This window comes from Roseibium sp., from assembly GCF_965276855.1.
In the GTDB taxonomy this organism is placed as follows: domain Bacteria; phylum Pseudomonadota; class Alphaproteobacteria; order Rhizobiales; family Stappiaceae; genus Roseibium.
The window spans coordinates 2,908,189-2,923,192 of the sequence record NZ_OZ255700.1 but is presented as its reverse complement, the minus strand read 5'-3'; the positions used below and the strand labels follow the sequence as shown (position 1 = coordinate 2,923,192).

Below are 15,004 nucleotides of genomic sequence, written 5' to 3'. Positions count from 1 at the left end.
AGAGCCACCCGCCACATGGGTCTTACTCAAAAACAGCGGACGGATTGTCAAGGCTGTCGGAGCCTTCGAAAGCAATCTCGTCGAGCTCAAGCGTTTTGACGACACGCTCGATCGACGTGGTCTGGTCAACCAGCGCATCAACAGCAGCCTGAACAACAGCGTTGCCCTCGTCGTTGCCTTCGCCGATCATCTGGTCATACGCTTCACCGGCTTCGGCGCGCGCTTTCATCGCCTCGAATGCGGCCAGCGTGGCATCCAGCTTGGTTTGCATTTCTTCGGCCAGAGCCGGATCTTTCGCGGCGACCATCTCTGCAAGGGATGCGCCCTTCACATCGTTGCCGAGCGGGCTCTTGTACTCACCGAAATAGACGTTCCGGATGCCGACAACATCGTTGTAGTGAGACATGTGCGTGTTGTCTGAGAAGCAATCATGCTCCTCCTCCGGATCATGAAGCATGAGGCCAAGCTTCATCCGCTCACCCGCCAGCTCGCCATAAGAAAGAGAGCCCATTCCGGTCAGGATGGTCGCCAGACCGCCGGCTTCCCCCTTGCCGCCCAGTTCTTCGCGCGCAGCTCCGCCCGGTGCCCAGGCAGCAACCATTTCCTCAAGATCTGTAATCAGAAGATCCGTGGCAGCTTTGAGGTATTGCGCCCGGCGCTCGCAATTGCCACCCGTGCAGTTGGCTGCATCGAAATCACTGGCCGGACGATTGCCGGCACCCGCATCCGTACCGTTGAGATCTTGTCCCCAAAGCAGGAATTCGATTGCGTGGTAACCGGTGGCCACGTTGGCTTCAACTTCGCCTGCTTCCTGCAGGGATTCGGCCAGAAGAGCCGGCGTGATCACGCTGGCATCGATGGTCTCACCCCCGACTTTCAGGGTCGGATTGGCGATTACGTTGGCTGCATAAAACGCGTTCTCTTCGGAATCTTCGCCATAGGAAACGTCGACATAATCGATCAGTCCCTCATCCAGCGGCCAGGCGTTCACCTTGCCTTCCCAATCATCGACAATGGCATTGCCGAAGCGGTAGGCCTCTGTCTGTTGATACGGGTTACGGGCCTCGATCCACGCTTTGCGCGCCGCAGCTAGATTGGCGTCGGTCGGTTCGGCAATCAGCTTGTCGATTGCGCTCTGGAGCGTTTTCGCTGTTTCAAGAGAATCGGAATACTTGGCAAAGGCAATATCGCTGTATGTGCCGAGAACATCGGCAGGCGCTGCGGCCATTGCAGGCGTTGCCAGAAGGGTTGTTGCCGCAAGAAGCGCGCGCGTGAAGGATTTCATTGGAGTGTTCCTAAATCCGGGGCAATGCAGCCGGCCGGAGACCCGATCTGCATGCTTTTTTGAAAAATCCGCAGCGCAATCCTGCGCCGCTCGGACAGTGAAAAACATTTCATGAATAAAAAAGTCAAGTTATAAACTTGAGAAAAATCAATTGATTAGAATGATTCCAAAAAAGTTGAAGGTCAAAACCCACTTTTCTGCACTATTCAAAAGTTTTAAACCGCTTCCCAACTGTTTGATGCTAAACATGGAATGAGCCTAAATGGGCAAGAGAAGAGTTCGAGACTACGTAGTACACCTAAGTGCACTGCCAAATGGCTGACCCTTCGGCCAAACAATAGGGACTGACCGTATGCTGAACGCGCTGAAAAGCTTCGTCCGGGAGATCACATTCGGAGACAGTGGCAAGAAAACATTCGCCGAGGACGACAAGCGGCTGGCAGCCGCTGCACTGCTGTTTCACCTGGTTGATATCGACGGCATCATCGAAGACAGCGAAAGCGAAAAACTTCGGCATATCCTGCAGGTGCGCTACGAACTCACGGACGAAGAGACCAGTGAGTTAATCGCAGCGGCCAAACAGCGCGATGAAGAGGCGGTCGATCTTTACGGCTTCACGTCCGTTTTGAAACGCACGACAGACGAAGCAGAACGCCTCGCCATTATCGAAATGATGTGGGAAATCGTTTATGCGGACGGTCATGTTCATGAATTTGAAGACAACACCATTTGGCGCGTTGCCGAGCTGTTGGGGGTTTCGTCCCGGGACCGCATGACACTGCGCCACAAGGTGGCCAAAACCGCGCCGGAAGCCGATGAGGCTTGATGCTCAGAAATCTTGAGGCTTTATCACAATTGAGACGCAACCAACCCGCGCAAGAGACTCGATTTTTTCAAGCCGCTCGCTAATATTGGATCTATGGATTTTTCTTCGAACCACGGAACGTATCGCCCCAAAGTGCTCATTGTTCTTCACCAGGAGCATTCCTCGCCCGGACGGGTGGGGCACGAGCTGGTGAAACGCGGCTTTGCACTCGACATTCGCAAACCCCGCTTCGGTGACAGCCTGCCGGACACCATGAGCGGCCATGCCGGTGCCGTTATCTTTGGCGGCCCGATGAGCGCCAACGACCCGGACGGCTTCGTTCACAAGGAAATCGACTGGATCAAGGTGCCACTCCAGGAACAAGCGCCGTTTCTCGGCATTTGCCTTGGGGCGCAGATGATGGTGAAGCAGCTTGGCGGCACAGTTTCCGGCCACAGGGATGAACTGGTCGAAATCGGCTATTACCCGCTGAAACCAACCAATGCGGGCAAAGACCTGATGGATTGGCCCAAGAAAGTGTACCAGTGGCACCGGGAAGGGTTCGATCTGCCGTCGGGCGCGGACTTGCTGGCAACCAGCCCAACCTACCCCAACCAGGCCATTCGCGTTGGACCGGCAGCTTACGGGATCCAGTTCCACCCGGAACTCACCCACCAGATGATGGTGAAATGGACCACCAAGGGTGCCCCGCGGATGGAACTGCCCGGCGCGCAGCAGCGCCGCGATCATTTTGCCGGGCGGTTCGTCTACGACACCGCGGTTCGTGCCTGGCTGGACCGATTTCTGGACCTTTGGATCGGCACCGCCGAAGCCCCTGTTCAGCACAACCGCTTGAAAGCAGCCGAGTAAGCCGCTCTTTGCATCGCTTAGTGTAGTAAAAGGGCCGCTTGCGCGGCCCTTTATTTATGCCTCGAAGACCACCAGAAGATCCTTGGCGTCGATCTGGGCGCCCGGACTTACCAGCACTTCGGAGACCTTGCCGTCGCGCTCGGCGTGAAGGGCGGTTTCCATCTTCATGGCTTCGATCGAGACGAGCACATCACCGGCCTTGACCTCCTGTCCGGCAGCAATCGCAACCGTGGAGATAACGCCCGGCATTGGCGCGCCAACATGGGCCGCATTGCCGTCTTCCGCCTTCCTCATGGCGGCGGCGCCGACAGCACCATGCGCCCGGTCCGGAACCTTGACGTTGCGCGGCTGACCGTTGAGCTCGAAGAAAACCTTCTTCTCGCCCTTCTCATCGGTTTCGCCAATCGCCTGACAGCGCACCACGAGTGTCTTGCCGGGTTCCAGGTCAACAAAAATCTCGTCGCCTGCTTCGAGACCGTAGAAATAGACCGGCGTCGGCAGCACGGAGGTTGGTCCATATTGCTGCTGCGCCTTGTCGAAATCGGTGAAGACCTTCGGGTACATCAGATAGGACGCGAGCTCAGCGTCATCGATGTCATGACCCGTCGCGGCAGCGGCAGCGGCCCGTTCCGCTTCAAGGTCTGAATCATCCAGCAACGAGCCCGGCCGCACCGTAATCGGCTTTTCGCCTTTAAGCGCCTTGTCCTGGAGCGCTTGTGGCCATCCGCCAGGAGACTGACCGAGGTCACCGTGCAGCATCTTCACGACGCTGTCCGGGAAGGCAACGTCCTTGGCAGGATCTTCGACATCGGCAACGCTCAGACCCTGACTCACCATCATCAGCGCCATATCGCCAACCACCTTGGAGGACGGCGTCACTTTGACGATGTCGCCAAACATCTGGTTGGCATCGGCATAAGCCTGAGCAACTTCGTGCCAACGGGTTTCAAGACCGAGGGACCGCGCCTGTTCCTTCAGGTTGGTGAACTGGCCGCCCGGCATTTCGTGCAAATAAACCTCTGAGGCTCCTGAGCGAAGGTCGCTCTCAAAGGCCCTGTATTGCGCGCGAACAGCTTCCCAATAGAAGGAAATCTGGCGGATTGTCGCTGCATCAAGTCCGGTATCCCGGTCCGTGCCCCGCAGCGCCTCGACAATAGATCCAAGGCACGGCTGCGACGTCAGACCGGACAAGGCATCCATGGCCGCATCGACTGCATCGACCCCGGCTTCGACGGCTGCCAAAATGGTGGAGGCCGCAATGCCGGAGGTGTCATGGGTGTGGAAGTGGATCGGCAGGCCGACCTCTTCTTTCAGTGCTTTCACCAGGATCTTGGCAGCCTGCGGCTTCAACAACCCTGCCATGTCCTTGATGCCAAGGATATGGGCACCGGCTGCCTCCAGTTCCTTGGCCAGATTGATGTAGTATTTCAGATCATACTTCGGGCGCGCACTATCCAGCATGTCGCCGGTGTAGCAGAGCACACCCTCGCAGAGTTTGCCGGTTTCCTGGACCGCATCCATGGAAACGCGCATATTCTCAACCCAGTTCAGACAGTCAAAGACGCGGAAAAGATCCACGCCGTTTTCGGCCGCCTGATGGACGAAGAACTTGACCACATTGTCCGGATAGTTGGTGTAACCAACCCCGTTCGAGCCCCGCAACAGCATCTGAAGCAGGATATTCGGCGCACGCTCGCGGATCTGATGCAGCCGCTCCCAGGGGCTTTCCGTCAAGAAACGCATAGACACGTCGAATGTGGCACCGCCCCAGCATTCCAGGGAAAAGAGCGTCGGCAGACCGGTCGCATAAGCATCTGCGATGTTGACGATGTCGTGGGAGCGCATGCGGGTCGCCAGCAAAGACTGGTGGCCGTCACGCATGGTCGTGTCGGTGAGAAGCGCTCTTTTTTCCGACTTCATCCAGTCAGCGAAACCTTTCGGACCGAGCTCATCCAGAAGCTGCCGCGTTCCCTTCGGTTTCTCATCACCGAAATCCGGCACGACCGGCGCAGCAGCATCCTTCGGCGGACGGACCCGGTCTTTGGTTTCCGGATGCCCGTTCACCGAGACATCGGCGATATAGGTGAGCAGCTTGGTTGCACGATCCTGGCGTTTTGTCTGTTCAAACAGCGCGGGCGTGTCGTCGATGAAGCGGGTGGTATAGGTCTGGGCGCGGAAATCGGCATGATCGATGATGTTTTCCAAAAACACCAGATTGGTCGCAACTCCGCGGATCCGGAACTCGCGCAAGGCGCGGTCCATGCGTTTGCGCGCATCTTCGGCCGTCGGCGCCCAGGCCGTCACTTTTTCAAGAAGCGGATCATAGAACCGGGTGATCACCGCCCCTGAATAGGCGGTCCCGCCATCGAGACGAATACCGAAACCGGTCGCGCCGCGATACGCGGTGATGCGGCCATAATCCGGAATGAAATTCTGCTCCGGATCTTCCGTGGTGATCCGGCATTGCAGCGCATGACCGTTAAGGCGGATGTTCTCCTGCGCCGGCACACCGCTTTCCGGCGTTCCGATCTTTTCTCCATCTGCGATGTGGATCTGTGCCTGGACGATATCGATGCCGGTGACTTCTTCGGTCACCGTGTGCTCGACCTGGACCCGAGGGTTGACCTCGATGAAGTAAATCGCGCCCGTGTCTGCATCCATCAAGAACTCGACAGTGCCCGCGCCGCGATAGTTCACCGCCCGACCGATTTTCAGACCGTACTCGCAAAGCTCGGCGCGCTTGGCCTCATCGAGATAAGGTGCCGGGGCCCGCTCGACCACCTTTTGGTGGCGCCGCTGGATCGAGCAATCCCGCTCGAAGAGATGGACAACGGTTTCACCGTCCCCAAGGATCTGGACTTCGACGTGGCGCGCCCGTTGAACCAGTTTCTCCAGATAAATCTCGTCCTTGCCGAAGGCGGCCTTGGCTTCCCGCTTGGCAGCCAGCACTTCCTTTTCAAGGGTCGCTTCATCCGGAATGACCCGCATGCCACGGCCACCGCCGCCCCAGGACGCTTTCAACATCACCGGGTAGCCGATCTCCAGAGCCTGCTTCTTGATCTCATTCAGATCATCAGGAAGCGGGTCCGTTGCCGGCATGACGGGTACGCCAGCCTCAATTGCCAGGTTCCGTGCGGCCACCTTGTTGCCCAAACGGCGCATTGTCTCGGATTTCGGTCCGATAAAGGTGATCCCGGCCGTTTCGCAGGCGTCCACGAATTCCGGGCTTTCCGATAACAGGCCGTAGCCCGGGTGGATGGCATCAGCGTTGGAATGTTTGGCAACACGAATAATCTCGTCGATGGACAAATAGGCCTCGATCGGGCCAAGCCCCTTGCCGACCTGATACGCCTCATCAGCCTTGAACCGATGCAGAGCCAGTTTGTCTTGCTCGGCATAGATCGCAACGGTCTTCAGACCGAGTTCGTTGGCAGCCCGGAAAACCCGGATTGCAATTTCAGACCGGTTCGCAACGAGAATTTTTCTTATCGCCAAACGCCCACTCCCCCTAATAATCCGCAACATGCAAGGCACATTTCGGCAAGATTTCTACTTACGTCGAAGCCAATTGAAAAGGGGCAGCATGCTTGTCCTTTTTCCAGAAAGTGAAATATTTTTGCTCTGACGGCGATAAACCTTGGAAAAATGGGCACAAATCCTACGCCAGGGGATGAGCACTTATGGGAGATTTTTCTGCTGTCGGCCCGTTTCACTTCGCAGTGCGAACGCCAAACCACGCCCCAATCTGAAACACTCTCCCGTCACCGACGCGGAAAATCGTAAACACACGGGAAATTTTTTAGGCGCCCAATTGGTCTTTCGAGAAGACAACCTACCAGATCGGGTAGGAACAAATCAAAAACATGATCAAAACACCGATTCGTCAGCGATTCGTTCTGCATGTGTCCATGGTTAATGGCGAAAGGCGCAGCATGCCCGAAAAACGAATCTTTTTTTGATTTGGAGATTGACAGGTTTTTTGCCCTGAACTTCAGCCTCAGGGTGATTTGGCGCAAATCCCTGACCAGACTCAGCATTTCGTACTAAAAGATGGATTCAAATCCACATTTCGTAGGGAACAAATCCTGAATCCCCAAGAGTCCGCGATTCGGTTTCGGTTTGTTCCAGAGTCGTTCTCCACAACTTTCTGGATACACATTGATCCAACAAAGGAATAGCGAGAGCGCGTCGAAAAAGGGCAGGACAGAGCCACAACGCCTATGCTAGACACGCGCATCCGAGTTCAGGGCACGTGCCTTGGGAGAGCAGGCCGCCGGAACGGCGCGCCAAACACTGAGATTTCTGACCGCATCACCTCTATGTCCCGCCCCCAAACCCTGCAATTACCGCCGAGCGCCCGCTCACGCACGGTTACGGCCGTGCTCGGGCCAACCAACACCGGCAAGACGCACCTTGCGATCGAGCGCATGCTGGCGCAGCCGTCGGGCTTGATCGGGCTGCCGTTGCGGCTCTTGGCACGGGAGGTTTATGGACGGATTGCTGAACGCGCCGGGACTGACGCCGTTGCCTTGATCACCGGCGAAGAGAAGATCATTCCGAAACAGCCGCGGTTCTGGGTGTCCACGGTTGAGGCCATGCCGCTCGATCTGAACACCGAGTTTGTCGCCATCGACGAAGTGCAGCTGGCCGGAAATCTCGACCGCGGCCACGTCTTCACGGACAGGATCCTGAACTTGCGCGGCCGCTCTGAAACACTCCTTTTGGGGTCTGCCACAGCACGCCCGCTTCTTGAAAAGCTGATCCCGGGCCTGAATGTCGTCACCCGTCCGCGCATGTCGATCCTCTCTTATGCTGGTTCGAAAAAGGTCTCCCGCCTGCCTGCACGGTCAGCCATCGTCGCATTTTCATCCGATGAGGTTTACTCGATCGCCGAACTCTTGCGCCGCCAGCGGGGCGGGGCGGCGGTGGTCCTTGGCTCGCTGAGCCCAAGAACCCGGAATGCCCAGGTCGACCTGTTCCAGAACGGCGATGTCGATCATCTGGTAGCCACTGACGCAATCGGCATGGGCCTTAATCTGGATGTCCATCACATCGCCTTTGCCGGCAACCGGAAATATGACGGGTATCAGTACCGCCAACTGACGCCTTCGGAGATGGGTCAGATCGCCGGACGGGCCGGACGCCACACTAAAGACGGCACCTTCGGGGTCACCGGCCGCGTCGATCCGCTGGACGATGATTTGATCGAACAGATCGAAAGCCACCATTTTGACAGCCTGAAAGTGCTGCAATGGCGCAACAGTGCTTTGGATTTTTCATCCACCAATGCATTGCGCCGCAGCCTTGATTTGCCGCCTCGGGAAGAGGGTTTGGCCCGCGCGCCTACAGGCGACGACATCACGGCGCTTGAACATTTATTGCGCGATAGCGCAATTTCTGACATGGCAAAGGGCGCAAAATCAGTAGAACTGCTATGGGATGTGTGTCAGGTCCCCGATTACCGGAAGATAGCCCCAGCCAATCATGGGGACCTTCTGGCAACCATTTACAATCACCTGATGCGCCACAATGCGATTGAAGATGACTGGTTCGCCCGTCAATTAGCCTTCGCAGACCGTGTAGATGGTGATATCGACACACTCGCGAACCGGATCGCTCACATCCGGACCTGGACATATGTCGCGAACCGCCCTAACTGGCTGGCCGATCCGGCCCATTGGCAGGACGTGACCCGCGGCATAGAAGACAAACTATCTGACGCCCTTCACGACCGGCTGACACAGCGGTTCGTGGATCGGCGGACAAGTGTATTGATGCGACGTTTGAGAGAGAACGCAATGCTGGAAGCGGAAATTACATCGAGTGGGGATGTGCTCGTCGAAGGTCAGCACATCGGGAATCTGCTTGGCTTCCGGTTTGCCCCTGATGCGGCGGCCGAAGGCCCGGACGGAAAAACGGTCCGTGCTGCCGCACAAAAAGCCCTGACCACGGAAATCGAATCCCGTGCGGAAAAGCTTGGCAAATCAGAGAACAGTGATTTTGTCCTGACATCGGATGGCGCCATCCGCTGGCGCGGTGAACCGGTGGCAAAACTGTCCCCGACCGACGACGTTCTGGCCCCGGCAGCTCTGCTTTTGGCCGACGAGCACCTGACCGGTCCAGCGCGCGACACCGTGCAGAACCGTCTTGATCTTTGGGTCAAGGCCCAGGTTGATACTCTTTTGAAACCGCTGATGGACCTGAAATCCGGTGAAGGGCTCGAGGGCCTCGCGCGCGGCATTGCATTCCGGATCGTCGAAGGCCTCGGCATCCTGGAACGTCAGGAAGCATCCGATGAAATCCGTCAGCTGGACCAGGATATGCGCGCATCCTTGCGCAAGCACGGTGTCCGCTTCGGCGCTTACACGATTTTTGTTCCGGCACTTCTGAAACCGGCTCCAAGCCAGTTGCTGGCCCAGCTTTGGGCGCTGAAGCACGGCGAGTTGGACATGAACGGCATGGAAGAACTGCCGCAATTGTCCGCCTCAGGCCGCACATCCATACCGGTCAATCCGGAGATCCAACCGGCACTTTACAAGGTTGTCGGGTTCCGCGTGTGCGGCCCGCGGGCCGTACGCGTTGACATTCTGGAGCGTCTTGCCGATCTCATTCGGCCGCTGATTGCCTGGAAACCGCTCGACAGCGAAGTCGCTCCGCCAGAAGGGGCAATCGAAACCGGTGGCGGCTTTACCGTGACGGTTGCCATGACGTCTTTGCTGGGCTGCGCAGGCGAAGATTTTTCCGCTGTTCTGAAGTCCCTCGGCTACCGTCTTGAGACCAAGGAAGTGCAGCGTCCGGCAGCACCAAAAACCGACGCGACAGAAGTGACGCCAAACACAGCCGAACCCGCTGCAGTTGAGGACACACCTGCGACTGAGGAAGAGGCGCCTGCCGAAAGTGCTGAGACCGAAGCTGCCGCAACGGAAACAGCTGAAGCCTCTGACACTTCTGCAGTAGAACAAGCTGCCGAAGAAGCGCCTGCGACTGCCGACGCTGAAACGTCCGCAGAGGCACCAACTCCAGAAACCGAGGATGCCCAGACGGCAGAACCAACACCGGCCAGCGAACCGGAAATGGAAACTGTTACCATCGAAATCTGGCGCCCAGGCCGTCACGACCGCCGCCCGCGCGGCCGTCAGGACCAACGCCGGGGCGGTGACAATCGCAAGCAGCAAGGTCCCAAAGGCGCTCCTGGTGAACGTCGCCACGGCAAACCTGGCAAAAGTGGCCCGAACAAGGGGCGCGCAGGTCAGAAGTCCTTTGATGGGAGCAACCGCCGCGACAAAGCACCGAAAGACAAGCCGATTGACCCGAACTCGCCTTTTGCAGCCTTGATGGCGCTGAAGGAGAACATGGGCGACAAGGATAAGAAGTAATTCCGGGCGACGAACAAAAGTCGGCTGCCGCCTCAAATCAGGGCAGCCTGCGTGTCGACAAGTGGCTCTGGTACGCCAGGGTCACAAAATCCCGTTCCCTTGCGCAGAAACTCGCTGCAGGCGGACATGTCCGGATCAACAAGGACAAGATTTCCTCCGCCAGCAAGACCATCAAAACTGGCGACGTTTTAACCATTGCCTTGGAACGCCGCATTCTTGTTTTGAAAGTGGTTGCACTTGGCTCTCGGCGCGGACCTTACGAAGAAGCAAAAAAACTCTACGAAGACCTGTCTCCGCCACCGCCGCCAAAGGCCGAAGCCCCACCTCCGCCCCCCGGTCAGCGGGAGCCCGGCAGCGGGCGCCCAACAAAACGTGACCGGCGCAAAATGGATGCTTTCAGGCAAGAGGATGAACGCTAAAAGCTCTATGAGCCTGATCCGTTTTATGAATCTTGAAAAAAAGGAAATAGCTTTCTCAAACAGAGCTGCGATGCGACCTGTTGAACGCTTGCACCCGCCTCGCAAAAGCGATACCCAACTGCAATAATAAAGGCAGCAGAGGTCAGAGCCTGCGCATCAAACCGACGCCAGATGACTGCATCCGGTTACAGCTTTCGTACCCGATGCTCTGACTAAAGAGGATTGCGATGACCTACGTCGTCACAGACAACTGCATCAAGTGCAAATACACCGACTGCGTTGAGGTGTGTCCAGTTGATTGTTTCTATGAAGGCGAAAATTTCCTCGTCATCAACCCGGACGAATGCATCGACTGCGGTGTTTGCGAGCCGGAATGTCCGGCTGAAGCAATTCTTCCGGATACGGAACCAGGTCTCGAGAAGTGGATCGAAATCAACGCCGAATATTCGGAAAAATGGCCGAACATTACGGAAAAGAAAGATCCATTGCCCGATGCAGATAAATTTGATGGGCAGGAGAACAAACTGGAGAAGTACTTTTCTCCAAATCCGCCGGCATGATTCGCTTATCTGAAGTTGCGATAAATTCGTAAATTTCGATTTCCGCAACCTGAGATAAATTCGAAATACTATTGATTACAGCTGCCTGAGCGGAACCTTCGCTCGGGCCTTAATGCTGTTTCGCGCCCGCGAAAGAGTTCCTCTTTAATTTTCCACAAGAGTATGTTACGTTGTTTCGATAGTCGCCAACCACGAGAATAACCCCAAAAACGGAGTCGTGCTTACGTGTCCCGTGATCTTGATCTTCCGGGCTGCGAGTGATCCCGACAGCTTATGTATCCAAGCAAGGTTCTAGAGTGGAATTCGACGACTGACCAGCCCGACACGCCGCATATCAACAGGCGTTCCAAGATTTGGACGTCAAACCGATTGCGTGCCGCACAAACAAGGACCGTTTCAGCGGTCTATTTCTGGTCTGCAACAGACCGCTAACTGCGCAGGAGAAACTACGAGTATGGCAACAAACACCAAAAAGACCGCGCAGCGTCAAGGTTTCAAGACTGGCGAGTACATCGTTTACCCGGCTCACGGCGTGGGCCAGATTACCGCCATTGAAGAACAAAACGTAGCAGGTCACTCTTTGGAGTTGCTCGTCATCGTTTTTGAACAGGATAAGATGACACTTCGCGTCCCGGTCGCGAAAATCGCATCTGTGGGAATGCGGAAGCTCGGCGACCCGGCTGCTGTCAAGAAGGCACTCGAAACAGTCCAGGGACGTCCGCGTATCAAGCGGACAATGTGGAGCCGCCGTGCCCAGGAATACGAAGCGAAAATCAACTCCGGCGATCTGATTGCAATTTCGGAAGTCGTCCGGGACCTTTTCCGCTCCGAGAGCCAGCCGGAGCAGTCCTACTCCGAACGCCAGCTTTACGAAGCTGCCCTGGATCGTATGGCGCGCGAAATTGCCGCAGTGAACAAATGCTCGGAAACCGAAGCAATCAAGGAAATCGAGCAAAACCTCGCGAAGTCACCAAGCCGCATTAAAGCAGCCGCCGCAGCTGCCGCCGCGGCAGAAGATGACGAAGACGGCGACGACACTGAAGAAGCCGCCTGAAAGGCTGCTGATCGCTGATCCTTCATTTGCGAAGAGGCCCGGAGAAATCCGGGCCTTTTTCTTATAACCAACGGCGAGCAACCCTCTTCGAGATCAGCGGGCGTTATGACGAAACGCTTTCACGCCCGCTGATCTAGGCGGCAGCAAATCTCTACCTTTCTGTCACGACATTGTGCGTATTCGTGCGTCCGTGCGTTTTCGAAGTGATCTATTCTGACTTTGGGTCCGTAGTATCACTAACGTCACGCCTGGAGTGCTACATATGTCCACGTCTATGAGTGAAAGAAGGCATTTGGTGAAAGCGGCGATGAAAGCGCCGTATTTGACCCGCGAGGAGGAGCTGGAGCTCGCCATTCAGTGGCGGGACAACAAAGACGAAAAGGCTCTGGAGAAACTTTCTCTGTCCCATATGCGCTTGGTCATTGCCGTTGCCTCGCGGTTCAAGAACTTCGGCCTGAACCTCGGTGACCTGATCCAGGAAGGTCACGTAGGGCTACTAGAGGCCGCAGCGAGGTTCGAACCGGAACGTGAGGTTCGCTTTTCGACATACGCCACGTGGTGGATCCGAGCCTCAATCCAAGACTATATTCTTCGAAACTGGTCCATCGTCCGGGGCGGCACGTCCTCTTCTCAAAAGGCGTTGTTCTTCAACCTCCGCCGATTGCGCGCAAAGCTGTCCAACAATCAGACACCTCTGACAGACAGCGAGCTGCATCAAAAGATCGCAGACGCCATTGGCGTGAAGCAATCTGATGTCGCTGTTATGAATGCGCGTTTGTCCGGACCCGACACGTCGCTGAACGCACCGGTAACAGACACAGAAGGGTCCAGCGCCGACCGTCAGGATTTCCTCGTTTCTGATGCCCCGCAACCGGATGAGATCGTCACAGAGAACATCGACGCAGAACGGCGCAACACATGGCTCGCATCTGCGCTGGACGTCTTGAGCGAGCGGGAACTCAAGATTGTCCGCGAACGGCGCTTGTCTGAAGACGGTGCGACACTTGAGTCGCTCGGCAAAAAACTCGGCATTTCCAAGGAACGCGTGCGCCAGATCGAAAGCCGTGCACTTCAGAAGCTGAAGTCTGCACTGCTGGCAAACCAACCGGACAAGTCGGTTTACGCCATTTCGATGTAAGACAAGCCCGGGTCATCGCCCGGGCTTTTTAATCATGTTTTTCTAGCTGGTCAGTCCACAACCAACTTGACCGAAGTCCCTGCCGGAATTGGCTCGTTCGGGCTCAGATCATTCAGAATTGAGAAGAATTCCAGGCGCCGGGACGGCTCGACCCCGCTCATGCCTACGGCGAGCTTCCGCGGCGTATCGCCCGCCTGAGTGGTCACCACCTTGATCCTGAGAGATCGCAGGCGCGCACGTTCTGTCGGCGTTAATTGTCGAAAGCTCTCAATCGTTCTCCGGAAATCCTGGTCAAACTGATCCGACGGAGACCGGCTTGCAAAGATGAACCGGTATCCGGTCTTGCCGATCCGGACAACAGCTATCCGGAAGGACCAACCTTGGGTGATGGCAGCGCCTGTCACGGCCGGCAGACCACCGATTGTTGTTTCGCGCACACTTTGCGGCAACAGTCCATTGATCCAGCCGGACGTCATGTAATCGGCAAGACTGGAATAAGTGCTGACGTCAGCTCCATCGAAACGAATCGCCGTACCGGACCCGTTGCTTGCAAGGACAGCTTCCGGCGAGTTCTCCAGGATATATCCGGACGGCACCGTGAAACCTATGCCAAGCGCCTTGTGCAGGAAGGACCTTCCACGCACAAACCCCTCAAGGGGGTCATCTCCATACAACATGCCGTCGATCTGGCTGAGGTACCGGGTCCGATCCCGCTCACCAATACCAGGAGCCCCGATTTGGCGCGCAGAACGCACCGCGATCTGAAGCCGCTCGGGCGTAGACGGGTGCGAAGATAGGAAATCGGGTGCTGAACTGCCTTCTTTTCCAGCCGTTTGGTATTGCGCAAATTTAGCCATGGACCGCAGAAAGCGGGCCGCCGCGTAAGGATCAAACCCGGCTTTCGCCAGAGTTTTGACACCAATAGCGTCCGCCTCAAGCTCCTGGACCTGGCTGAAACGCGCGAAGGACAGTTGGGAGGAGACAATGGCCTTGCGCGCCACTTCCGTATCTTGGACCACATCGGTCAAGATTTGATCTGCAAGTTCCCGCGCTTCTGCCCGTTGCTGGCGTTTGATGGCGTGATTGGCGGTCACGTGCGCCATTTCGTGAGCCAGCACCGCAGCCATTTCGGACGTGTCATTGGCCAAGGCCAAGAGCCCGCGCGTGACATAAAGGTATCCGCCCGGCAGCGCAAAGGCGTTGATCGCCGGGGAGTTCAAAATGGTGATTTTGTAGCTTTGCGACGGATCCTGCGAAGCAGCAACCAGACGGCCAACCACGCTGGCAACAGCGCGCTCAGCGCCGGGGTCTTCGTAGACCCCGCCATAGGTCGCCACGACCCGCGGGTGTTCCCGCGCCCCGATGTCTGCTGCAAGGCTTGGGCGAAGAGTGCCAGGCGCGACAGTTCCAACCGATGTTCCATCGCCAAGCAATTGGCATCCGGCAAGCGCAAGGGCTGCGCCGGCGAGGATAGCCATCCGCAAACGCGCCTTCAAA

At 56.7% G+C, this 15,004-nt stretch carries 10 protein-coding genes; 7 read left to right on the top strand and 3 right to left on the bottom strand.

Features of this window, described 5'->3' with window-relative positions:
* Positions 1–22: 22 nt before the first annotated feature.
* Positions 23–1,285, bottom strand: a complete 1,263-nt coding sequence (locus ACQY4Z_RS13450) for an imelysin family protein (RefSeq protein ID WP_428522033.1) — start codon at positions 1,283–1,285, stop codon at positions 23–25.
* A gap of 352 nt (positions 1,286–1,637) precedes the next feature.
* Between ACQY4Z_RS13450 and ACQY4Z_RS13445 the strand changes: the two genes are divergently transcribed.
* Positions 1,638–2,111, top strand: coding sequence for a TerB family tellurite resistance protein (locus ACQY4Z_RS13445; protein ID WP_428522031.1), 474 nt, complete (start codon positions 1,638–1,640; stop codon positions 2,109–2,111).
* 93 nt (positions 2,112–2,204) lie between these two features.
* Positions 2,205–2,960 (top strand): glutamine amidotransferase, encoded by a 756-nt coding sequence (locus tag ACQY4Z_RS13440; RefSeq protein WP_428522029.1) that lies wholly within the window; start codon positions 2,205–2,207, stop codon positions 2,958–2,960.
* A gap of 54 nt (positions 2,961–3,014) precedes the next feature.
* Here ACQY4Z_RS13440 and pyc read toward each other — a convergent pair whose 3' ends face one another.
* Positions 3,015–6,455 (bottom strand): pyruvate carboxylase, encoded by a 3,441-nt coding sequence (pyc, locus tag ACQY4Z_RS13435; protein WP_428522027.1) that lies wholly within the window; start codon positions 6,453–6,455, stop codon positions 3,015–3,017.
* 824 nt (positions 6,456–7,279) lie between these two features.
* On the opposite strand from pyc, the gene ACQY4Z_RS13430 reads away from it, so the two are divergent.
* The 5 genes from ACQY4Z_RS13430 to ACQY4Z_RS13410 all read left to right on the top strand — a co-directional run bounded on the left by ACQY4Z_RS13430 (position 7,280) and on the right by ACQY4Z_RS13410 (position 13,507).
* Complete coding sequence (locus tag ACQY4Z_RS13430; protein WP_428529552.1) at positions 7,280–10,336, top strand: helicase-related protein; 3,057 nt, start codon at positions 7,280–7,282, stop codon at positions 10,334–10,336.
* A gap of 47 nt (positions 10,337–10,383) precedes the next feature.
* Positions 10,384–10,755 (top strand): RNA-binding S4 domain-containing protein, encoded by a 372-nt coding sequence (locus ACQY4Z_RS13425; protein WP_428529550.1) that lies wholly within the window; start codon positions 10,384–10,386, stop codon positions 10,753–10,755.
* A gap of 227 nt (positions 10,756–10,982) precedes the next feature.
* On the top strand, positions 10,983–11,315 hold the full coding sequence (gene fdxA / locus ACQY4Z_RS13420; protein WP_428522025.1) for a ferredoxin FdxA: 333 nt from the start codon (positions 10,983–10,985) through the stop codon (positions 11,313–11,315).
* A gap of 454 nt (positions 11,316–11,769) precedes the next feature.
* Positions 11,770–12,369 carry a CarD family transcriptional regulator gene (locus tag ACQY4Z_RS13415; RefSeq protein ID WP_428522023.1) on the top strand — a complete coding sequence of 200 codons (600 nt, stop codon included), beginning with the start codon at positions 11,770–11,772 and terminating at the stop codon, positions 12,367–12,369.
* Positions 12,370–12,631: 262 nt separating this feature from the next.
* Positions 12,632–13,507 (top strand): RNA polymerase factor sigma-32, encoded by an 876-nt coding sequence (locus ACQY4Z_RS13410; protein ID WP_166672828.1) that lies wholly within the window; start codon positions 12,632–12,634, stop codon positions 13,505–13,507.
* Positions 13,508–13,557: 50 nt separating this feature from the next.
* On the opposite strand, the gene ACQY4Z_RS13405 is transcribed toward ACQY4Z_RS13410, so the two are convergent.
* On the bottom strand, positions 13,558–14,985 hold the full coding sequence (locus ACQY4Z_RS13405) for a M48 family metalloprotease (protein ID WP_428522021.1): 1,428 nt from the start codon (positions 14,983–14,985) through the stop codon (positions 13,558–13,560).
* Positions 14,986–15,004 lie beyond the last annotated feature (19 nt).

What these genes read in the sequence shown, in the direction of transcription:
- ACQY4Z_RS13450 (WP_428522033.1), bottom strand. Translation starts at nt 1,285, where the DNA reads ATGAAATCCTTCACGCGCGCGCTTCTTGCGGCAACAACCCTTCTGGCA.
- ACQY4Z_RS13445 (WP_428522031.1), top strand. Translation starts at nt 1,638, where the DNA reads ATGCTGAACGCGCTGAAAAGCTTCGTCCGGGAGATCACATTCGGAGAC.
- ACQY4Z_RS13440 (WP_428522029.1), top strand. Translation starts at nt 2,205, where the DNA reads ATGGATTTTTCTTCGAACCACGGAACGTATCGCCCCAAAGTGCTCATT.
- ACQY4Z_RS13430 (WP_428529552.1), top strand. Translation starts at nt 7,280, where the DNA reads ATGTCCCGCCCCCAAACCCTGCAATTACCGCCGAGCGCCCGCTCACGC.
- fdxA (WP_428522025.1), top strand. Translation starts at nt 10,983, where the DNA reads ATGACCTACGTCGTCACAGACAACTGCATCAAGTGCAAATACACCGAC.
- ACQY4Z_RS13415 (WP_428522023.1), top strand. Translation starts at nt 11,770, where the DNA reads ATGGCAACAAACACCAAAAAGACCGCGCAGCGTCAAGGTTTCAAGACT.
- ACQY4Z_RS13410 (WP_166672828.1), top strand. Translation starts at nt 12,632, where the DNA reads ATGTCCACGTCTATGAGTGAAAGAAGGCATTTGGTGAAAGCGGCGATG.
- ACQY4Z_RS13405 (WP_428522021.1), bottom strand. Translation starts at nt 14,985, where the DNA reads ATGGCTATCCTCGCCGGCGCAGCCCTTGCGCTTGCCGGATGCCAATTG.